This is a genomic window from Vibrio sp. TRT 17S01 (genome assembly GCF_050113695.1).
Lineage (GTDB): Bacteria > Pseudomonadota > Gammaproteobacteria > Enterobacterales > Vibrionaceae > Vibrio.
Genome location: NZ_JBNJOG010000014.1, coordinates 82,732 through 104,587 on the forward strand (window position 1 = coordinate 82,732; position 21,856 = coordinate 104,587).

Sequence of the window (21,856 nt, forward strand, 5' to 3'; positions counted from 1 at the left end):
GAAGACAACCATAACACTTTGCGCTCTGAATGTGGATATGAGATCGCTGCGACAAAAAATTGTTCAGGCTGGTGCTAATCTTTAACTAAGCAAGTTAAACGGAGATAGCACAATGAGTTATCAACATATTTTGGTCGCGGTAGACCTCTCTGAAGACAGCAAATACCTCGTCGATAAAGCCGTAACGTTGGCGAAAGCAGTGAGCGCTGATGTTTCCTTCATTCATATCGATGTGAACTACGCAGAGCTCTATACGGGGTTGATTGATATCAACTTGGCCGAGACACAACATCAAGCTATTGAAGCCTCGCAAAAACAATTGCAAAACTTTGCAGACCACGCCAATTACCCGATCAAACATACCTTGGTTGGTGCTGGCGATTTGGGCAACGAGCTGTGCGATAGCATCCAAGAATTCAATATTGATTTGGTTGTTTGTGGCCACCACCAAGACTTCTGGAGTAAGTTACTCTCGTCCACACGTCAATTGATCAATTGCTCTCCAGTCGATTTGTTGGTTGTACCACTCAAAGACTGACGAAAAGAACAAAAGCCGTTAGACTGCAGGTCTCTTATTGATAATGACTATTAGTTATGGGCTATCTATCTGCAGTCACCCTACTTTGGGCTTTCTCATTTAGCCTGATCGGCGTTTACCTTGCTGGTCAGGTTGATTCTTGGTTTTCGGTATTTATGCGTGTGGCGCTCGCCAGCATATTGTTCCTCCCTTTCTTAAAATTCCGTGGTATCCGCAAAGCGCTGATCGGCAAACTGATGTTGGTCGGTGGATTTCAACTCGGGCTCATGTACTGCTTCTACTACCAGTCTTTCTTATTACTATCGGTACCCGAAGTCTTACTGTTTACCGTGTTTACCCCTATCTACGTCACTTTGATTTATGATTTATTGAAAGGTCGTTTTTCACTCTGGTACCTCCTCACTGCCGCCATCGCGGTTTTAGGGGCTTGGTTCATTAAGTTTGCGCAAATTAACGAAAACTTTGTCCTCGGTTTCTTTGTGGTTCAAGGGGCAAACTTATGCTTTGCTATCGGTCAGGTCGGTTACAAGTACATCATGGAAAAAGAGCCACTTGAACTGCCTCAACACACGGTTTTTGGTTACTTTTACCTTGGTGCATTGTGTGTGGCGACCGTCGCTTTCGCTTTAATGGGGAACATGGAGAAGCTACCCACAACTTCAACTCAATGGTGGATTTTAATCTACCTTGGTCTCATTGCTTCTGGTGTCGGTTATTTTGCTTGGAACAAAGGGGCGACCTTGGTGAATGCAGGTGCACTTGCTGTCATGAATAACGCATTGGTGCCTGCAGGGCTTATCGTCAACATCCTAATTTGGAATCGTGATGTCGACCTTACCCGCTTGGTGATTGGCGGTACCATTATCATGGCTTCATTATGGATTAATGAAACCTGGGTGAAACGTAAGGTTGAACAACAATACGCGCAACGCTGTTAAATTCACAAATGAAAAAGCTCGCATCATCGCGGGCTTTTTCATCTTAGTGCATATGGTTTTGACTGGCTCCAGCGGCTTCATCATACTGACTCAGCTGGGCATTTACCTTGCCAAACTGCATTTCGAGCTTCTGATGTTTTTTCAGCAACTTTTGCTGCTTCTTCAACACCTTTTCCAGTTTCTTGTGATATTTATTCTGCTGCTTTGCTCGTTTTTTCGCTTGTTTGAACGCTTTCTTTGCCGCTTTGTCAGACAACGGCTCAATCACTTGGGTAGTATTACTCAGCGCTTCAGCGAGTAAGCCACATGATTGTTGCTCTTCCAATGGCTTGGCTTGGCATTCTTTAGGTGGAATCGCTGCTGGCTTACACAATGCTTCTTTATCAGCAGAAGAACGCGCACAAGAGCGGCACAGGTATTTAGGCTCTGTCACTAGACTGTAGATGTCACCTAAGCTTGCTGCAATATCACGCCGATCTAACTTACACAAACGTCTCGCCATGCAACCACTCCAATAGCTAAGAATACGAATAATTATTAGTAAGATATACCTTCATCATTCTAGATAAGCAAGCGCTAATTTTGGGTAAAGTTCATTGATATCGGTCAGTGCTCAGTAATCGAAACCACTAACAATTTGAAGTTAATGAATTCGATGACAATTCTTGCCTGCTCAAGTCAGCAGACAAGAATTAGGAGGAATGTAATTTTGTGATCACGATGTCATGCCCGCATTGACGTAAACATCAAAGCGGTTCTTTTTCGTTTCAATCGCCATGGTGGGTTTTTGTTGCGCGAGCCAATCAGCATAATCAGGTCTTTTTACCACCACCCTTTTAACAGCAAGGGCTAAGGCGGGTTCTAACAACGCATCCGCATCGGTGTCTGCACCGACTAACGATTGAAAGACACGCATCTCTTTTTTGACCAACGCCGATTTTTTCTTGTTTTCCGGATGCGGATACATCGGATCAAGGTAGACCACATCAGGCTTTATAAAGTTAGGATCAGAGACCAAGGAGTGCAGAGCATCATGACTGGAAGCATGCAGCAAACTCATACGTTCAGAAACCCATTGACCAATCTCACTGTCTTGCTTGGCTCGGGTTAAACCATCGTCCAATAACGCAGCGACCACTGGGTGACGTTCAACCATTTGTACCTTACAGCCTAAAGACGCCAATACAAAAGCATCACGACCTAATCCCGCGGTGCCATCTAGGATGGTTGGCGTGGCGCCTTTATTCATTCCTGCCGCCTTAGCAATGGCTTGGCCCTTACCCCCACCAAACTTACGTCGATGCGCAACCGCACCACCAGCCAGATCGACATAAATCGCCCCCAGCTTGGGTTCATCAAGTTTACGCAGCTCAAGGCGCTCTGTGGTCAATACCAAAGCAAAGACGCTGTTGCTATCGTGGGTTAGGTTCCAACGCTGAGATAACGCATCCAGATGCGTTTGCTGTTGTGGATCTTCACAAATCAATTGTAGCTGCACAAAAAGCTCCAGAAATGCAGGACGATGACTGCCGAGGAGTGTAACGGAATTTACCGATTGTGACTAAACCTTCTGCTCTTCATGTAAGTTTCGCACCAGATCACCCAACGGCTTTGGTTTACCTATGATATACCCCTGCGCATAATCCACGCCAAGCTCAAGTAGCAGATCAATGATTTTGGTGTTTTCGACAAATTCCGCCACCGTTTTTTTGCCAAGCTGTTTGGCCAAATCATTGATTGATCTCACCATCACACGATCCATTTCGTTCACGTCCATATCACGCACAAACAAACCATCGATTTTCACGATATCCACAGGAAGTTGTTTCAGGTAACCAAATGACGACAAGCCTGAGCCAAAATCATCCAACGCGATCACACACCCAAGTGCTTTTAATTGGCTAAACAGTGTGATGGCTTGCTTGATGTTGCTCATCGCAGCTGTCTCGGTGATTTCTAGGCAAATCTTGTGGCACGGTACCGAACTACTATCGAGAGTCTCTAGCAGAAACACAATAAACTCCTGATTACCCATTGAGTGCCCTGAAAGGTTAATCGAGCACATTTCAAGTTGTTCAACCGCCTGAGGGTGGGATTCAAGCCACTGCAACGTCTTAGTCACGACTTGCGTATCGATAAGATGGGCAATGTTGTAGCGCTCAGAAGCTGGCATAAAGATCGCTGGAGAAATGTATTCACCATCGGCTTTTTTAAGCCTGACCAAAATTTCAAAATGATTTTTAGAGCGATCTTGGTTGAGGTTGATGATGCGCTGAGCAAATAGCTCCAAGCGATCGTTCGCCAAGGCGTGGTGTACTAAGTTGACACTTTCCATCTCTAGCTGACGCTGGCGTAAGTCTTCGTCATCTTGGCAATAGAGATTAAAACGGTTGCGCCCTTCTTCCTTGGCTGCATGACAGGCTGTATCTGCCTGCGCATGCACCATCTGGGGTGAAATTGCAGTATGGTCAATCAGACGAATACCAATCGAGCACGTTAGGTTAAGGCGGATTTCATCCCATACAAAAGGCTGTTCGCTCAGCGTGGTAATGATCATACGTGCCACTTCCTTTGCATCCCGTTCGGTGCAGTCTCTCAACAAAATGGCAAACTCATCACCGCCCATGCGCGCCAATATCGCATTGTACGGCAATACATCTTCCAGCATGCTGGCACAAAATTGGATGGCAGTATCTCCCGCTTCATGGCCAGCGGTATCGTTAAGGACTTTCAGTTGATCAAGATCGAGAAATAACATGGCATGTGTACGGGTATAACCTTCCACCTCTTTCAGTGCCTTATGTAGCTCGATCTCGAAATAGTTGCGGTTATAGGTATCCGTCAATAAGTCATGGCCTGCTTGGTAAGTAAGCTGCTGAGCAAGCAACTTCATTTCCGTGATGTCTTCACCAACAATCAATAAATGGCCGGTTTCGGCAAGCGGTCGGATATTTTCCCGTATCCATAACGTCTCCCCATTGGCATGTTGATATTCAGTTTCACGACGCCATACCCCTTTCAGTGCCTGCTTTGGCTGTAGCAATACCTGCCTAGGTAATAAGGTGTCTTGATGGGCATAAAATTCATTTAACTTGTGCCCTAGAATGTCACTGGGTACATAGCCAAGCAGTTGTTCAGCAAAATGGTTCACCTGCTGGATCCGGTTTTGTCCATCTAGCGTCACCATCATTACTGGTTGCTTATCATAGTAATGGCTTAAGTTCGCCTCACGTTGATACAACTTCTCTTCCGTGACTTTTCGGCTGGTGATATCACGGGCTTCAAATAGGTACTGCGCTTGATTGTCAGCAAGCTCTGGCAAAAGTTTAAGCGTGACTTCCAGTACCATCGCCCCTTCATCAGCGTGCCATATCTCCGCCTCAAATTGCGTCGTTTGCGTACATTCAGGTGAATCAAAGAAACGCTGCACGGCTTGTGCCGCATTCTCTTCCCAGTGGCGATGCTGCCAAATGGGTTTATCTTGTCGAAAATCTTGATGATAGAACAACCACTGCAGTTTGCTGTTACTCGAAATCACCCGACCGTGGGCATCCAAAATTCCGATAAAGTGATAGCTTTGATCAAACACCATCTCAAGCAATAACTGGCTCTGCTTGGCCACTAACTCACTTTTCTTGAGGCGACTCAGGTAGTACACCAAAGCCATGATGACAATCAGCATTAGTAATACAAGCGCCCCAGCCACTCGTAACTCTTGCTGATATTTCGCAGTAAAAGACGATGGCTTGTTCAGGAAACTGGACACCGCTTCGCCTTCAATGCCTAAATTCCATTTACGCACTGCCGCATAGTCAAATTTGATTTCAGGGATCCCCACTTCCACTTTCGGCATCGGTTGTTCAGGATGATCCAATACGCCCATCAACTTATTCGCCACTTGTTGCCCTTGCATAAGGCCACTTTGCATCATGCCCCCAACGGCGCCAGCCCCCATGCCGATGTCATGCACTAAATAAATCGGGGCTTTAGACTGCTGATTGATGGCTTGCCAGTCCTCTTCAGACACTAACGACCCTTGATCGTCGCGAAAATAGACCCAGTAAAGCACGGCTTGGTTCTTATCCATGCTTGAAACCTTTGCTATAAGTTCTTCGGGGTTATTGGGGGTTAAAAAGTGAATCAGTTTACGATAACTTGGATTGAGTTTAATAAAACGGCTCACGTGCTCACGCACGGCCTCTCCGGTTTTGGAATAATCACTAACAATCCATAATCGTTTGAGTTGCGGCTGTACCCGTTGGATTAACGAGAGCGTACTGAGTATATCGGTATCTTCAATCACACCGGTTGCATTGAGCCCTTGATGCAAAACAGGGCTGTAGTTGTTAATCCCACCAAATAACACCGGGATATCACCTAACTGGGGAGCTAAGCGTTTCATCAATGCCAATGCATTGTTGTCACTCACGACAATGGCTTTGAATTTTTCTGAACGTAGTTTGGTATAAAACAACTGGTAGAGATCATCAAAATACTCCTCAGTTTGTAGTCGTTTGCTATCAAGGTAGAATACCCGAGTTGAAACCTGTTCTTTGCTAAGAACCGAATCTAGGCCAGCTTGAAACGAATCTGTCCAATAGAAACCTTGATGATAGGAGTGAACCACAAGAACATCGTCCTCCTGCGCATAGGCAATGCAACTCCATATCAAGCTAAGCAAAGAAAGAATAATACGCTTCAAAACAACTCTCGGGTTCAAGTGATATATCCGTTTATATTATCATTAGTGCTGATTTATTATACTTTGTCCGCCAACATTACACACTTAGGGTGATTATTTTATGCAAGCGACCAGCGCAAAATTAGACGATTTAGACCGTGCTATCCTAAAAACGCTGATGGAAGATGCCCGTACACCCTATGCGGAAATGGCGAAAATGTTTGATGTTAGTCCAGCGACTATTCATGTTCGGATTGAAAAGATGAAAGCTGCCGACATCATTCAAGGAACTGAAGTGATCGTCGATACAAAAAAACTGGGGTATGACGTTTGCTGCTTTATTGGCATCAATTTGAATGCAGCACGTGACTATCATTCAGCACTTGAGAAGCTGAATGCCTTAGAAGAGGTGGTTGAAGCTTACTACACGACTGGCGCTTACAATATTTTTGTAAAACTCATGTGCAAGTCGATAGAAGAACTTCAGTACGTATTGATCGATAAGTTGCAAGCGATTGATGAAGTGCAATCAACCGAAACGTTGATCTCTTTACAAAACCCAATTAATCGCAATGTGAACCCATAAAAAAACTCACCTTAAGGTGAGTTTTTTAATTCTTGGATCTTCGCTTAACGTGATTGCAGGTAAGCTTTCAAGTCATCAACTGAAATACCCTGATCAGCAATCTCTTTTGCCAAGATTTCTACTTGTTCATCTTTACGTGCTTCAATGACCTGCTGAAATTGGTAAACGATGTCTCTCAACATGGGTAGCGGAACCTGTTTTGCTGCACTACGAATACGTTCACCACTTTGGTTACCTAGCTCGTTAAGCAACTTACCGAACATAATTTTTTCCGGAGAGTCTTCAAGTTGCTCCAACACGCGAGCCATTTCGTAAGTTGTCATCGACATTGTTGTTTTTTGTTCCACCACGAAGTCATTTAGAAGGCTCAAATATACACCGATTTTACTATTTGGCAAACACCGTAATCAGTAAGACACCTTCACTTCATGCCACGCTCGCCCTGCCTTTGTGGCAAGAATTATCAAGCCGGGAGCAACCATAAACATCTGTAATGAGATCATAAGTTGAGGCTCAAAGCCAAAACGTTGCATTGTTCCCACAACAAGGCCTGCACCACTCATTTGAAATAATCCCAACAAAGCTGCTGCAGTCCCTGCTTTGTCACCAAATGGCGCTAATGCTTTCCCTGCTGCCGCTCCCATTATCCAAGCAAAACCAATTGAAGAGATAAAGATCGGTGCCATAAACGCCCAAGCAGCTTGAACCTGTGCCAGTGTGAGCATAGTCGCCCCCGCCATTAGCAACATGCAAAGCCCAACACGCAACGTTAAGTGAGTACCAAAGCGATCCATGAATTTTGGTGCACTCATGCATGCCACAATATTTATCGCAGCATTAATACCAAACCAAAACGTAAATTGGTTCATCGTTAAGCCTAGATTTTCCATTAGTACAACGGGTGCAGACGTAACGTACGCCAATATAACTGCCATGCCTAACATGCACAGCGTGGCATGAAAGATAAACGTTGGTGTTTTCAGAACATCAAGGTAGCGCTCAAGTTTAAATACGGGGGTTTTTGCTTTTTCAGGGTTGGTATCTTTAAACCCTACCAGCATCAACGTACCAACAAGAATGGCAAAACCAGCCATAAAGCTGAAATTCGATCGCCAGCCAAATTGCTGAGTTAACCAACTACCTAAAATTGGAGCCAGCGCAGGAATAAAACAAATAGCGCCATTTAGGTAGCTGATCATTTTGCCGCTTTTTTCTGGTCCGTAAATATCGCGAACTGTTGCAAAGGCCGCTACAGATGTTGCGCATGCACCTAAGCCTTGTAGCAAGCGAGCCATTAACATCCACTCAATGTTTTGAGCACTCCACGCCAATAAAGCACTCAAACCGTAGATACCAATACCTGTCAATGCAACAGTTCGACGTCCGTATTTATCTGCAAGGGGACCAGCAAACAACTGACCGATACCCATTGCAAATAAAAACCATGTGATGGTGTCCTGAGCAAGTGCATGTTCCACGTGAAACTCTCCCGAGATCAGCGGTAGCGCAGGCAAATAAATATCGATCGCCAGCGGGCTGAATAACACCAACATCGTAATAAGAGAAAGAGAGAAAAAACTGACTGAAGTGGTAGACTTAACTTCCATAACAACACCGAATTACATAACTTGCCGCTATCTTAACGTCAGTGTTGGATGATACCTAATGACATCATTTCATTTCATGATATTCCAAATTAAGAAATGATAAATGTAGGTTTGGATAGAGGGCTATTTAAACCTTCTTGAATAGTTTGAAGGTTTAAATAGCAAAGAACTTAATTGCCGATCACGCTAGAGTGCTGAGGTTAAGATTTTTTTAACGTCTTCCAACGTTAAGGTTCCAGTTTCAGACAGTTGTGTCGCACCGATTTTCTCAAGGTTTGAGGTGACTTTTTCAATAACACTCGCATCAATGTCGTAATAAGACAATTGAGTTTGTATCCCTAGCGAATTGAAAAAGTCCTCGGTCTTATCTATCGCTAAGTCAATGCGCGCATCTTCGCTTCCTTCATATAAGCCCCAGACGCGTTCCGCATATTGAATGAGTTTTTCACGTTTGTGTTCCTTTCTCACCCGAAGTAAGTGAGGAAGTACTATCGCCAAAGTCCTACCATGCGCGATGCCATGTAAACATGTCAGTTCATGGCCAATCATATGTGTCGACCAGTCTTGAGGCACACCAACACCGATTAAACCATTTAGCGCATTGGTTGCGGCCCAAACGAAATTCTTTCTTGCTTCGATGTTTGTATTATCGTGGACAGTGATGGCACCAATATCAATCAAGTTAAGTAGTAATCCTTCCGCCATTCTGTCCTGAACGGCAGCACCGCATGGATACGTCAGGTATTGCTCTATCACGTGAACAAAAGCATCAGCAACACCATCAGCCACTTGTTGTGTACTTAGCGTCAACGTCAATGTGGGATCCAAAAAGGAAAATGCCGGAAAAACCAGTGGTGACATAAAGACATATTTCTGCGCTTGGTAGGTTATAACCCCAGCAGGATTAGCCTCTGAACCTGTCGCGGGTAGTGTAACGACACAGCCAACCTTTGTCGCTTGCTCGACCGGAGCGGGTGTAAACCCGTTAAACAACAGCGCTTGATAGTCATCGCCTTCATGGTTCATAGCCAGCGCAATAAACTTGGTCCCATCCATAACAGAGCCGCCACCAACAGCGAGTAAAAAGCCCACACCTTCTTGTTTAGCGAGTTGCACTCCCTGCTCTAGTGTTTCATACGCCGGATTTGCACCAATACCACCAAATTCAATGATGTTTCTTTTTCCAAGGGCCGCTTTTACTTTGTCGATGGTTCCAAATTTAACGGCGCTTTGACCACCATAGGTGATCATTACCTTTGCATCTTGCGGTACTAACGTATTGAGTTCGTCTAATCGACCCTCTCCAAATATAATCCGTGTTGGGTTATAGAAATCAAAGTTTTCCATTGCTGTTCCTCAAATAGTGAAATCTACTGCGACTATGTATTTATTCTTAACTGCCGTGAGACCGCTTTACGGCTTTCTTAGATCTTGCAGAGGTGATTGAAATTTTAAGCGTTGATAGTCATTGATACATAGCTGCTCAAATGCAAGAGCAACCCAACCACTGACCAGCATGTCGTACCATGGTTCAACACCACTTGCCGCGACAACGGTATTGCCATGTACAAACGAGCCATAAAACAACATATCATCGTCATCTAACGCCGACGGATGCATTTGCTGAAAAGAGATGTCGGATACCGAGTTACGCCAAGCTAATTTGGCCTTCTTTCGCGCAAATTGGTCAAAAGGCGCCTTCCATTCAGCAGGAGTACCTATAGACTCCTGATACAGTATTGCATCTTCAAAATCAGCCTCCCAAGGCTTGACTCTTGGATCCATTACCACAATATGCAACTGAGGTTGAAATGTTCTTCGAAAAAGCCTATCTATTGATGGTTTAACTAACTCAATTGCATCTTTCACAACTTCAATATTGTCTCTCACGTTAAGTCCTTTTAATCTAGTCAATGTGTTGGTTCAATAATTACCACCTTCACCTTTAATGACCGTGGTAAGTCGTCTTCATAGTCATCACATCTAAACCTTGCAGGATATTTATAAAATTACTAATGACGTATAGTCATTTTTGATATTCGATTTTGGAAATTCGTATGAGCATAGAAAAGCTAGCAAGAATGGATTTGAACCTAATGGTCTGCCTTAAGGTGCTTATTGAAGAAAAAAGTGTTACGAAAACAGCGTCGAAACTATGTTTAAGCCAGTCAGCAGTCAGTAAAGCTCTCTCAAAACTTCGTATTCAGTTTGATGACCCTCTTTTTATTCGCAACGCTCATGGCATTACGCCGACGCCAAAAGCTTTGTTTCTTAAACCCAAACTTGATGCACTAATAAAACAGCTAGAACTATTAACGCACCCTGAACAGTTTTCGCCAGCCACGAGCGACTATCGGTTCCAAATTGCAGCAGTTGAAAGTGTTTACCCTTTAATCATGCCGCATTTCTTACCCGAGGTATTTAAACAAGCACCGGGGGTCACCATCAGTACTCACGCTTGGTCTGATCAAACATTTAAGCAGATTCAACGTGGTGAAATCGATTTTGGTATTACCGGGAAGGATATCGATATCAATGATGCCAAGCTCACCATGTTGCCACCAAATAATGTCTGTGAGCAGGAAATCTATCGAGATAGTCCTATGTGTTTACTACGCAAAGATCACCCTGTACTTTCTAAATCATGGGACTTAGACAAGTACCTTGAGCAAAGGCATGTTCAGGTACGTTGTGATGGGAACGATCGTTGGCTATTGGATTATCGCCTCGCTGATATTGGCAAAGAACGTGATATCGCAATTACGGTTCCTGACTTTAACAGCGCAGCAAGTTTGTGCTCCTACACCGATTTTATTTTTACAGCCCCAAGCCATTTCGTTAACCTCACATCGAAACAGCTCAATCTGGCAGTATTGCCATTGCCACTAGAGTTTCCACCAATGGCCTACACCCTATTTTGGCATCAAGAACGTGAAAATGACCCGGCTCTGGTTTGGATTCGCCAGATCATTCACGATTACATCAATCATAAAATCAAACCTACGTGAGATCGTTTGCAGCCACAAAGCAAAAAGAGTAGCTTATTGCCATTGTCCGCCAAATGAACGGACACTTGATAACATTGAAGGATGAACAGATGCCAACCGTAACAGAACAACGATTGTTAGATATTCGCCAATGGCTTGCACAGCATGATATCGATGCCCTGCTTGTCCCTCATGAAGACGAATATTTGGGTGAATATGTACCTGCGCATAACGAGCGTTTACATTGGCTAACTGGGTTTACCGGTTCTGCTGGTGCTACAGTGATCACCAAAGACAAAGCCGCTATCTTTGTTGATGGTCGCTACACGGTACAAGTAACTAAGCAGGTTCCTGCAGATCTATTCGAATACCGTCACCTGATTGAAGAGCCTGTACTAGATTGGATTAAAGACCATCTTGCAAATGGTGCGTCTGTAGCAATCGACCCACGCATGCACAACTCTGCTTGGCTAGACATGGCACAAGCAAAACTTGCTGGCGCACTTGAGCTTAAGATTCTCAACAGCAATCCAATTGATGAGCTTTGGCATGATCGCCCAGCACCAATCGTTTCTGATGTTTTCCTTATGCAAACTGAGGCTGCAGGTCAATCAAGCGAAAGCAAACGCCAAGAAATCGCAGAGCTCGTGAAAAAAGCCGGCGCAGACAGCGCAGTGATCACAGCACTTGATTCTATCTGTTGGTTGCTCAACGTTCGTGGTCTTGATGTATCTCGCCTACCGGTTTTGCTTTCTCACGCGATTCTGCACTCAGATTCAAGCGTGGAATACTTCCTAGATCCAGCTCGCCTACCTGCAGAGTTTGACGCTCACGTTGGTGCGGGCGTAACGGTTCATCTCCCAGAAGCACTGCAAGCGCGACTAGAAACCCTAACTGGCAAGAATGTACTGGTTGACCCTGCGACAAGTAACGCATGGTTTAAGTTAGTTCTACAAAATGCCGGCGCATCAGTGGTGAGTAAAGCCGATCCATGCTTGATGCCAAAAGCAGCGAAGAACGCAATTGAAATCGCAGGCATGAAAGCATGTCATATCCGTGATGGTGTGGCGATGAGCAAGTTCCTATCTTGGCTAGATACTGAGGTCGCAGCAGGTAATCTGTATGATGAAGCGACCCTTGCTGATAAGCTAGAGGTGTTTCGCCGTGAAGATCCAACCTTGAAAGATCTAAGCTTCGATACCATTTCAGCAGCTGGCGAAAATGCGGCGATGTGTCACTACAACCATGAAAACCAACCTGAACCTGGCAAGCTAGAACTGAACACACTTTACCTAGTAGATTCAGGCGGTCAGTACCTAGATGGTACTACAGACATCACACGTACTATTGCGATCGGTCAGCCTTCACAAGAGATGATTAAACAATTCACTCTTGCGCTAAAAGGTCACATCGGTGTTGCTCGTGCACGTTTCCCGAAAGGCACACGTGGTTACCAAATCGATACGCTAGCTCGTCAGCATCTATGGGCGGAAGGCTACGATTACGATCACGGTACTGGTCACGGTGTTGGTCACTTCCTAAGTGTGCATGAAGGTCCAGCGAGCATTTCGAAGAAGCAAATCGACGTACCTCTAACAGAAGGTATGGTGCTATCCAACGAGCCAGGTTACTACCGTGCAGATGCGTTTGGTATCCGTATCGAGAACCTAGAGCTTGTTGTTGAAACCCCGACTAACGGTGACTTCCCTGTTCTATCATTTGAGTCGCTAACACGATGCCCAATCGACAAGCGCAACATCAACGTTGATATGCTAACTCGTCCAGAACTTGCTTGGCTGAATGATTACCATCAGAAAGTATGGGATGAGATCAGCCCGCTAGTTGAAGGTGATGTGAAAGAGTGGCTTCGTCAAGCAACACTACCTGTAGCACACAGCTAGAAGCTAGAAGCTAGAAGCTAGAAGCTAGAAGCTAGAAGCTAGAAGCTAGAAGCTAGAAGCTAGAAGCTAGAAAAAAGTAGAGGGTTGATGTTTTGCATCAACCCTCTTTTTTTGCCTATGTTTCACGTGAAACATAACGATGATCAGTGGCTTTCTTTGCTACTTAACCAGAATACGCCGAGTGCCAATCTCGCCATACAGGGTCAAAGCCTTTGGCTCGAATCATATCTTCCACAGAACCAGCACTTCGCTCATCGCTGATCTCAAACTGCTCGAGTTCAACATCATCCATCGCATACCCGCCCGGCTGAGTTTTCGATGCAGCAGACATACTGGTGATACCTAACGGTAATGCATTGTCTCTGAACTTCGGTGATTCACGAGTCGATAATGACAACTCCACTTCTGGATTCAACAAGCGATAAGCGCAAATCAACTGCACAAGCTGCTTATCCGTCATGACTGATTTTGGCTGCGTTCCGTTTAAAGAACTGGCCCCCTTACAAGGACGTAAACGTGGGAAAGAAATTGAGTAACGAGTCTGCCAATACGTGCGCTCTAGATAGTCCAAGTGCGCTGCCACATAAAAACAATCTGTTCGCCACTCTTCCAACCCTATCAATGCGCCAATACCGATCTTATCGATGCCCGCCTTTGCAAGACGGTCTGGTGTATCCAATCGGTATTCGAAATCCATTTTATTGCCACGCAAATGGTGCTCAGCATAAGTCGATGGATGATACGTTTCTTGATAGACCATCACCGCATCCAAACCCAATGTCTTGAGCTCTGCGTATTCGTCTTGATCTAGCGGCTGCACTTCCATCGCTAAATAGTTAAAGCGTTGCTTAATTATCGGCACCATTTCGCGAAAGTATTTCATGCCTACTTTAGTTTCGTGTTCGCCAGTCACCAGCAATACGCTATCGAACTTCATGCGTTTAATGGCTTCAACTTCTGCAGCCACTTCGTCCCTATTCAAAGTACGACGCTTGATTCTATTCTCCATTGAGAAGCCACAATAAGTACAAGCGTTGGCGCACAAGTTAGAAAGGTACAATGGAATATAAAGCGACATGGTATTACCAAAACGCTTGCGCGTTGCCGAGTATGACAACTGCGCCATTTGCTCTAAGTATGCTTCAGCCGCTGGTGAAATTAGCGCTTTAAAATCTTCCAAATCACGCTTGGGTTTATTCAATGCTCGCTCAACATCTTGTGCCGTTTTCGCGTAGATCGACATCGAAATGTCATCCCAATTCAGCTGCTTAAATTGTTCAACGAAGCTCATGTTTTCCTCGCTTAATAGCTAAACCAATCTAGGACTAAAGCTCATCTAGGAATGACGTCAGTGGACTCGACGCAACCGCATGAGAAACCTTACCAGCAAGTCCGGCTTCATAAGCCATACGTCCCGACTCTACCGCCAACTTAAATGCCTTCGCCATCGCAACGGGATCGCTCGAAGCTGCAATCGCGGTATTAACAAGCACGGCATCCGCGCCCATTTCCATAGCACGCGCGGCATGTGAAGGTGCGCCGATACCCGCATCAACAACCACAGGAACATTTGCTTGGTCGATGATGATCTCTAAGAAGTCGTGAGAAACTATCCCTTTGTTAGAACCGATCGGCGCACCTAATGGCATGACTGCAGCACAACCCACTTCTTCCAATCGTTTACATAGAACCGGGTCAGCATGACAGTAAGGAAGAACAATGAAGCCTTCACGAACCAGTTGTTCAGCGGCTGCTAGTGTCTCAATTGGATCAGGCATCAAGTACTTCGGGTCTGGATGAATTTCCAGTTTTAGCCAGTTAGTGCCCAACGCTTCTCGCGCCAGTCGTGCAGCAAACACAGCATCTTTAGCATTCTTTGCACCCGAGGTGTTCGGCAATAAGTTCACCCCCGCTTGTACTAACGGCAGCAAAATATCGTCTTGTTGGTCGTTCACATCCACACGCTTCAACGCCATGGTCGCAAGTTGAGAACCCGATACTTGAATCGCTTCTGCCATTAATCGGCTGTTGGCAAACTTCCCTGTTCCCGTGAACAGTCTTGATTCGAATTGTTTATCACCAATTTTAAGCATCGACGTTAACCCCCTGCGATCGCTTGAAACAAAGAGATGCTATCTCCCTGTGAAAGAACTGTGCTAGCCCACTCACTGCGCGGCACAACATTGTTATTAATTGCAAAAACACAGCCCATTTCAGGCAGCGCAAATTGACTAATGATTTGCTGTAGATTTGACTCACTGGCAACTTGATGTGACTGGTCATTAATGACAATAGTGATCACATCTAAGTCAGCAGCTGTCATTTGTGTTGTTTGTTGTTCTGATAACGTCATTGCTTCCAACTCTCTTAATTCTGCCCATTACTCGTAAACTAAATCTGAGCACACACTTGGCACTGTTTGTCTTTGCTTATCGCCATGGTTTGCCATTGCAGCTTCAATCCATCGAACAGGTGTAACTTGGCCGTCTCGACATGAAACTTTCCCGTCGCCAGTTTTTGAATTGCCGCAATCGCTTGGTAGTTGCCAAGTGTGCCCACCACCGGACCGACGACACCGCTCTCACTGCACTTTTGCGTTTGGGGTAATTCGTCAAACGGATACAAACAGCGGTAACAGGCTTTACTCTGCGCTTCTTGTTCACTTGGTGTTTGGTAATCAAAGACAGCGAATTGCCCTTGCCAACCAATTGCTGCCGCCGAGATGAGCGGCGTATTTTGCTCGAAACAAACTTGGTTAATTAGTTGGCGCGTTGGCATGTTATCGGTGCAGTCGAGCACCACATCCGCTAGCATCACCTCAAGCTGAAGCTGTGCTTTGTCCAATCGCTTATTGAGAGCACGAATTTGAACCATAGAATTAAGGTCAGTCAGTTGCTTTACAGCCGCTTTTGTTTTCGCAACTTGGAGGTCTTGTTCGCGATAAATGATCTGGCGTTGCAGGTTACTGCTATCAACTTCATCGTCATCGACCACAACCAATTTACCAACACCCGCTGATGCCAAGTACAAACTCGCTGCGCTCCCTAACCCACCACAACCGATGATCAGCACATGAGATTTGCTCAAACGTTCTTGCCCAATTTCGGCAATTTCAGGCAGAGCGACTTGGCGCTGATAGCGAAGAAACTGCTTATCCGTGAGCATGCTCGCCTCTCTTGTTATGCGCCAATTCACTATTCTGATCAGTAAACGTTAGCTGTCTTTCCTTCATCAGTTTTGCGAAGAACTCGATGACGGACTGAGGTGATTCTGCCAACGTAATAGCTCGCACAACTGCCAAACTAGAAACACCTGTTTGCCAAACTTGGTCTGCATTAGATTGGTCAATGCCACCAATCGCGACCGTCGGAAAGCCTCGTACATAACCACTAACTTCTTTGTCTTTTGAAGGACGGAAAGCAGCCTCTGTATTTGTATAAGGAATGCTATCAATCAGCTTTTGATACAGAGCCAAGCGCACCAAACCTTGTGGTTTCGATGGCATCTGTTTTGTGGTGGTTGGGAAAATATGCCCTAGTGCGATGTAGCTAGGATGAATTTGTACGATGCGCAGTAGCTCATAGTAACCATGAGTAGAAAGACCAAGACGAATACCCGCTTTAGTTAGCTGAGCTAAATTCGATTCTTCTATGTCTTCTTGTCCTAGGTGAACACCATAAGCGCCATGCTTGATTGCCAACTGCCAATAGTCATTGATGAACACTTGTGCTTGATACTGACGACCTAGCTCAATTGCTCGAATGATCTGTTGTTCTAAATCGGCTTGTTGTGGGTTCTTGATTCGCAGTTGAATAGTGTTGATGCCTAGTGACAGTAAACGCTCAATCCAAGCAACATCATCAACGACTGGGTAGAGCCCAAGACTTTGCTTGGTTAGAGTTGGAAAGCTAACGCACTCCCCTTGTGCAGACCAACCAACTTGAATATCGAGTCGGTTATCCTCCAGTACAGGTGTGGGGAAATCATCAAATTGGTCAGCCCACTGAGTAGATCTTCCCTCGTCAAGGTTGTCATTCAACAGTGTTTCACGTGAAACATTCGCTTGTTGAGTTAGCATTCCTCGAGCAAGTGTTAACGCATCTTCGATAGGAAGATCGAGGACTGTCAGCGTTACAATCCAAGCAAGGTGATGTTCGGGGTCGAACATTGCGTTGCATTTGGACTTAACGGAAAGCGCTCTCACTTCGTTGTTAATGGGGTGACGCCAGATATCAAACTGAAGCACTTTATCTTTTTCATCGGATACCTGCGTATCAGCAATGCCAATATAAATCGCTTTCGACGGTTGCTTAGCACACGCTTCTACCGATAAAGCAGAGCGGTAGTAGAGCACAAATGAACTCTCATGCTCGGAGTCATAACCATCAATAAGATCTGTCGTTATGCGTGTGGTCTGTTGGTTGCGAACAAGCTGAATAGATTGAGTTGGGCTCACACCCAACTCAACGTCTTCGATGCTAAAACCCTGTTCTTTCGCCAACAACAAACATTGTTGAACTAAACCTGTTAGTTCAATCAATGATGACGGAATAAGGATTTTGCTCATCAGTCACTCACCTCGGCATGTGCTGCTGGGTGGTATAGCTCAGAACCTGTGTCTCTAAATTCTTGCGATTTCTGACGCATCCCCTCAAGAGGATCATCTAGCATTTTGATTGAGATAGCTTGGTCCGCAGCAACTTGCTTAGTGTCTTTCGCATATTCTCGGACTTCTTGCGAAATCTTCATGGAGCAGAACTTTGGTCCGCACATCGAACAGAAGTGAGCAACTTTTCCAGACTCTTGAGGCAAGGTTTCATCATGGAAGGCACGAGCGGTATCGGGGTCGAGCGACAAGTTAAATTGGTCTTCCCAGCGGAACTCGAAGCGAGCCTTAGAAAGCGCGTTATCACGAACTTGTGCACCAGGGTGTCCTTTCGCCAAATCAGCGGCGTGCGCAGCAAGCTTGTAAGTGATCATACCTACCTTTACATCTTCTTTGTTTGGTAAGCCAAGATGCTCTTTAGGAGTTACGTAGCAAAGCATTGCACAGCCATACCAACCAATCATGGCAGCGCCAATGCCTGACGTAATATGGTCATAACCAGGAGCGACGTCTGTCGTCAGTGGACCAAGGGTGTAGAAAGGAGCTTCATGGCAGTGCTCTAACTGCTCTTCCATGTTCTCTTTGATCATATGCATTGGAACATGACCAGGACCTTCGATAATCACCTGTACGTCGTATTCCCACGCAATCTTGGTTAACTCACCAAGGGTACGAAGCTCTGCAAATTGCGCTTCATCGTTAGCATCTGCAACCGAACCAGGACGCAGACCATCGCCGAGAGATAGTGCGACATCGTACTTAGCACAGATTTCACAGATCTCTCGGAAGTGGGTATATAAGAAGCTTTCTTGGTGATGCGCTAAACACCATTTCGCGATGATAGAACCACCACGAGAAACAATGCCAGTAACGCGTTTTGCTGTCATCGGTACATAGCGCAGTAGTAAACCGGCATGGATGGTGAAGTAATCAACACCCTGCTCTGCTTGCTCGATCAGAGTATCGCGCATCACTTCCCAGTTAAGGTTTTCCGCCACACCATTCACTTTCTCAAGCGCTTGATACATTGGTACGGTACCGATCGGAACTGGACTGTTACGTAGAATCCACTCGCGAGTTTCGTGAATATTACGTCCAGTAGAGAGATCCATAACGGTATCTCCACCCCAGCGCGTTGCCCACACTAGTTTCTCTACTTCTTCTTCAATCGAAGAAGTGACCGATGAGTTACCGATGTTGGCGTTCACTTTGACCAAAAAGTTACGTCCAATGATCATTGGTTCGGATTCTGGGTGGTTGATATTGGAAGGGATAATCGCGCGACCTTCGGCGACTTCTTTACGCACAAACTCGGCGGTAATGTCTTTTGGAAGATTCGCTCCGAAGCTTTGACCCGGATGCTGTTGATTCAGCACTTCATCGCGGTATTGAGCACGCCCCATATTTTCACGCAGGGCGATGTATTCCATTTCTGGGGTGATTATACCTTTGCGAGCATAGTGCAATTGAGTCACGCACTGCCCATCTTTAGCACGTCGAATACGTGGTAGATTGCCATAACGAAGCTCATCTAGCGTTTCGTCTTCTAAGCGCTCTTTGGTGTACACCGAGCTTACCTCATCGAGTAGTTCAGTATCGGCACGCTCGTCAATCCACCCTTCTCTCAGTTTAGGTAAGCCACTGTAAAGGTCTATGGTGTGATTTGGGTCTGTGTATACACCCGAGGTATCGTAAACGCGTACTGGCTCATTAGGCTCGAAAATAGGCGCTTCTTTTGTACCTCCAATAAGGCTATCAGCGAGTGATATTTCACGCATTGGCACACGAATATCGGGACGTGAACCCTCGACGTAGACTTTGCTTGAATTTGGGTACGGTTGTACCGAGAGTGTATCAATGAACTGTTTTGCTTCCAGTCTCGCTTGCTTGCGACTCGACATAGCATTTTTCCTAATTTATGTATTTATGGATAAAAATGCTTGGCGGATAGATGCGACAAGAGGTATCAAAAATAGCTTTAGTTAACTAAACCAAACTGTTTTGATCATAGATAGAACACAGGTAGATGAGCAGTGTTCCCTTCTCTTGTTCCCTTCGCAGATATTAATCTGATCAGGTTCAACGGATCCCGAATTAACGGTCTCAGCCTTATGGCACTCCGACAAGTTAGTTTGAAAGTATAGAGGTGTTGCAGCTCTACAACAAGTACTTAACAAAATAATTAAGTCTCATAAAAAAAGCCGCTCCATAGCGGCTTCTTTTTACTTTGAAAACTTCTTCACCATTGCTTTTAATAACGAAGAGTGTGTTTCTCTAAGCTCCCCAAGCTTCCCTGAATGATGAGGTTGGCCACCTAAATCAAACAACTTGGGAACTGCAATACGTTGTGAAGAGTAAATTCCTGTATGGCCGCTAAAGTAATAAGCGGTATAACAAGCAATTGCAAAATACAACATATGATCAGCTCCAAATAATTCAATACCCATAATCGTGCAAGCTAAAGGAGTATTAGTGGCAGCAGCAAATACAGCAAGAAAACCTAACGCAGCAAACAAATCAATAGGAGCACCCATAACCCAAGCGAGAGTATTCCCCAATGTTGCTCCAACAAAAAATAGAGGTGTTACTTCACCACCTTTAAATCCAGCAGATAACGTAATAGCTGTCAGTAATAATTTTGCAAGCCAGCTATACCACTCTGCGCCACCTTCTTGGAAAGCACTTAATATGCTAACTCCCCCTTCCTGATTAGAGTAAACACCAAGCCCAATGTAATCGTAATTACCAGTGATCTTAACGATAGCAACAACTATTAAGCCTCCGGTAACAACAATTAAGTATGGGTTCTTTAGTGTTGCTTTAAAGATATCTTTGAACGCATGAGTCAGTTCACCAAATAGATAGCCAGCTAAACCAAAAGCAATTGAAGCGAGTAGGATTTTTGCACAAAGCCATAGATCTACCTTAACCGCATGCTGCAACACCGTTATATTCTCAAGAAAGTCGATACGATAATGAGTGTGATGTGCACCCAATGATGAACAAACAAAATCCGCAAGTATCGCAGCGAAAAGTGCAGGAACAATAGCGTCATAACGAAGGCGACCAATCGCTATAACTTCTAAGGCAAAGATGGCTCCAGTTAAAGGGGTACCAAATACCGCTCCAAAACCAGCAGCAACACCTGCAATCAAAATAAGACGGGTATCTGCCTCATTTAACTTAAAGAAGCGCGCTAAAGCGTGCGTAGCGGCTCCCCCAATTTGTACTGCTGTCCCTTCTCGACCAGCTGAACCACCAAACAAATGAGTAATCACAGTAGTTAGCAGAACTAATGGCCCCATACGGGTAGGAATACCAGCACCTGGCTCGTGAATTTCATCCATAATGAGATTATTGCCACCCTCGGAATTCTTACCGAGGTTTCGATAACAATAAACAATAACCACACCGGCTAATGGTAAGAAGTAGATCAACCACATATTGCCGTTACGAACATCTGTCGCATAACTTAATAGCCAGAGAAAAAAGGCATTGAGAGCCCCAACAATGATTGCAACGGGAGTGATTAATGCAGTCCAACGTAGGATCTGGAGAAAAATTTTGGGATTAGCACTTAATGGATGAGACATACTCAACTATCTTAATTTAAGGGGAAAAATCAGGATAGTCACAATGATAGACAATTTCTCCCCACCATAGATAGATCTACCCTACTACAGCAGGAGTCATTATCTCTTCCGAGCGGTTAAAGGTGGAACTCCATCACCCACTAACATCAAGTTAGTGTGGCCATGCTACTCTTGTTAGAAAAATATCTCAATAATTGTTTTGAAAACCTTAAGAGTAATGCCGTTATAACTATACATTTTTGCAAAAGTTACATCTGTCACTTTTGTGTATTTTCAAGGTTATTCTGAAGTCTTTATTATTCAAAAAGAAAAAGGCGCTAGTCTTTCGACTAGCGCCTTAAGATGGCAGGGGTGGAGAGATTCGAACTCCCAACACGCGGATTTGGAATCCGCTGCTCTGCCAATTGGAGCTACACCCC

The 21,856-nt window shown here is 45.0% G+C and carries 19 protein-coding genes and 2 riboswitches; of the genes, 5 read left to right on the plus strand and 14 right to left on the minus strand.

Translation table 11 applies throughout. The features are described 5' to 3' along the window. The first annotated feature begins 112 nt into the window (after window positions 1-112). Window positions 113-538, plus strand: coding sequence for a universal stress protein (locus ACQEXS_RS18250; RefSeq protein ID WP_367987655.1), 426 nt, complete (start codon window positions 113-115; stop codon window positions 536-538). Window positions 539-594: 56 nt separating this feature from the next. Then, window positions 595-1,476: a carboxylate/amino acid/amine transporter gene (locus ACQEXS_RS18255; RefSeq protein ID WP_427014768.1), complete on the plus strand. Its 882-nt coding sequence runs from the start codon at window positions 595-597 to the stop codon at window positions 1,474-1,476. Between the two features lie 43 nt (window positions 1,477-1,519). On the opposite strand, the gene ACQEXS_RS18260 is transcribed toward ACQEXS_RS18255, so the two are convergent. The 3 genes from ACQEXS_RS18260 to ACQEXS_RS18270 all read right to left on the minus strand — a co-directional run bounded on the left by ACQEXS_RS18260 (window position 1,520) and on the right by ACQEXS_RS18270 (window position 6,178). Next, window positions 1,520-1,978: a hypothetical protein gene (locus ACQEXS_RS18260; protein ID WP_427014769.1), complete on the minus strand. Its 459-nt coding sequence runs from the start codon at window positions 1,976-1,978 to the stop codon at window positions 1,520-1,522. 213 nt (window positions 1,979-2,191) lie between these two features. Further along, window positions 2,192-2,974, minus strand: a complete 783-nt coding sequence (locus tag ACQEXS_RS18265; protein ID WP_427014770.1) for a class I SAM-dependent methyltransferase — start codon at window positions 2,972-2,974, stop codon at window positions 2,192-2,194. 63 nt (window positions 2,975-3,037) lie between these two features. Continuing rightward, window positions 3,038-6,178 carry an EAL domain-containing protein gene (locus tag ACQEXS_RS18270; RefSeq protein WP_427014771.1) on the minus strand — a complete coding sequence of 1,047 codons (3,141 nt, stop codon included), beginning with the start codon at window positions 6,176-6,178 and terminating at the stop codon, window positions 3,038-3,040. 100 nt (window positions 6,179-6,278) lie between these two features. Between ACQEXS_RS18270 and asnC the strand changes: the two genes are divergently transcribed. Next, window positions 6,279-6,743, plus strand: coding sequence for a transcriptional regulator AsnC (gene asnC, locus ACQEXS_RS18275; protein ID WP_367987660.1), 465 nt, complete (start codon window positions 6,279-6,281; stop codon window positions 6,741-6,743). A gap of 44 nt (window positions 6,744-6,787) precedes the next feature. On the opposite strand, the gene ACQEXS_RS18280 is transcribed toward asnC, so the two are convergent. The 4 genes from ACQEXS_RS18280 to ACQEXS_RS18295 form a co-directional block, all read right to left on the minus strand. Then, window positions 6,788-7,072, minus strand: coding sequence for a hypothetical protein (locus ACQEXS_RS18280; protein WP_367989225.1), 285 nt, complete (start codon window positions 7,070-7,072; stop codon window positions 6,788-6,790). Window positions 7,073-7,150: 78 nt separating this feature from the next. Continuing rightward, window positions 7,151-8,350 carry a multidrug effflux MFS transporter gene (locus ACQEXS_RS18285; RefSeq protein WP_427014772.1) on the minus strand — a complete coding sequence of 400 codons (1,200 nt, stop codon included), beginning with the start codon at window positions 8,348-8,350 and terminating at the stop codon, window positions 7,151-7,153. Between the two features lie 186 nt (window positions 8,351-8,536). Next, on the minus strand, window positions 8,537-9,697 hold the full coding sequence (locus ACQEXS_RS18290) for an iron-containing alcohol dehydrogenase (RefSeq protein ID WP_427014773.1): 1,161 nt from the start codon (window positions 9,695-9,697) through the stop codon (window positions 8,537-8,539). A gap of 66 nt (window positions 9,698-9,763) precedes the next feature. Then, entirely contained in the window at window positions 9,764-10,240 is a 477-nt protein-coding gene (locus ACQEXS_RS18295) for a hypothetical protein (protein ID WP_427014774.1), read from the minus strand. 167 nt (window positions 10,241-10,407) lie between these two features. On the opposite strand from ACQEXS_RS18295, the gene ACQEXS_RS18300 reads away from it, so the two are divergent. Together ACQEXS_RS18300 and ACQEXS_RS18305 are read left to right on the plus strand one after the other, a co-directional pair. Further along, a complete protein-coding gene (locus ACQEXS_RS18300) occupies window positions 10,408-11,358 on the plus strand; it encodes a LysR family transcriptional regulator (RefSeq protein ID WP_427014775.1) in 951 nt (316 codons plus the stop codon). Window positions 11,359-11,447: 89 nt separating this feature from the next. Further along, a complete protein-coding gene (locus tag ACQEXS_RS18305) occupies window positions 11,448-13,238 on the plus strand; it encodes an aminopeptidase P family protein (protein ID WP_427014776.1) in 1,791 nt (596 codons plus the stop codon). A 163-nt stretch (window positions 13,239-13,401) separates the two neighbouring features. Here the strand turns inward: ACQEXS_RS18305 and thiH are convergent, their stop codons facing one another. From thiH to ACQEXS_RS18340, 7 genes are all read right to left on the minus strand, one after another. After that, window positions 13,402-14,529 carry a 2-iminoacetate synthase ThiH gene (gene thiH, locus ACQEXS_RS18310; protein WP_427014777.1) on the minus strand — a complete coding sequence of 376 codons (1,128 nt, stop codon included), beginning with the start codon at window positions 14,527-14,529 and terminating at the stop codon, window positions 13,402-13,404. Window positions 14,530-14,563: 34 nt separating this feature from the next. Then, window positions 14,564-15,331 carry a thiazole synthase gene (locus ACQEXS_RS18315; protein WP_255985487.1) on the minus strand — a complete coding sequence of 256 codons (768 nt, stop codon included), beginning with the start codon at window positions 15,329-15,331 and terminating at the stop codon, window positions 14,564-14,566. A 5-nt stretch (window positions 15,332-15,336) separates the two neighbouring features. Next, the gene (gene thiS, locus ACQEXS_RS18320; RefSeq protein ID WP_005378804.1) at window positions 15,337-15,591 is read right to left on the minus strand and encodes a sulfur carrier protein ThiS; all 255 of its coding nucleotides are present in this window, start codon (window positions 15,589-15,591) and stop codon (window positions 15,337-15,339) included. A gap of 38 nt (window positions 15,592-15,629) precedes the next feature. Further along, window positions 15,630-16,403, minus strand: coding sequence for a HesA/MoeB/ThiF family protein (locus ACQEXS_RS18325; RefSeq protein ID WP_427014778.1), 774 nt, complete (start codon window positions 16,401-16,403; stop codon window positions 15,630-15,632). Further along, window positions 16,390-17,805 carry a thiamine phosphate synthase gene (locus tag ACQEXS_RS18330; RefSeq protein ID WP_427014779.1) on the minus strand — a complete coding sequence of 472 codons (1,416 nt, stop codon included), beginning with the start codon at window positions 17,803-17,805 and terminating at the stop codon, window positions 16,390-16,392. Before ACQEXS_RS18330 ends, ACQEXS_RS18325 begins: the two co-directional genes overlap by 14 nt. Next, the gene (thiC, locus tag ACQEXS_RS18335) at window positions 17,805-19,745 is read right to left on the minus strand and encodes a phosphomethylpyrimidine synthase ThiC (RefSeq protein WP_427014780.1); all 1,941 of its coding nucleotides are present in this window, start codon (window positions 19,743-19,745) and stop codon (window positions 17,805-17,807) included. Before thiC ends, ACQEXS_RS18330 begins: the two co-directional genes overlap by 1 nt. Before the next feature lie 132 nt (window positions 19,746-19,877). Then, a riboswitch (TPP riboswitch) is annotated at window positions 19,878-19,976 on the minus strand. A 90-nt stretch (window positions 19,977-20,066) separates the two neighbouring features. After that, window positions 20,067-21,437, minus strand: coding sequence for a voltage-gated chloride channel family protein (locus tag ACQEXS_RS18340; RefSeq protein ID WP_427014781.1), 1,371 nt, complete (start codon window positions 21,435-21,437; stop codon window positions 20,067-20,069). Window positions 21,438-21,520: 83 nt separating this feature from the next. Then, a riboswitch (Fluoride riboswitch) is annotated at window positions 21,521-21,584 on the minus strand. Window positions 21,585-21,856: the final 272 nt, after the last annotated feature.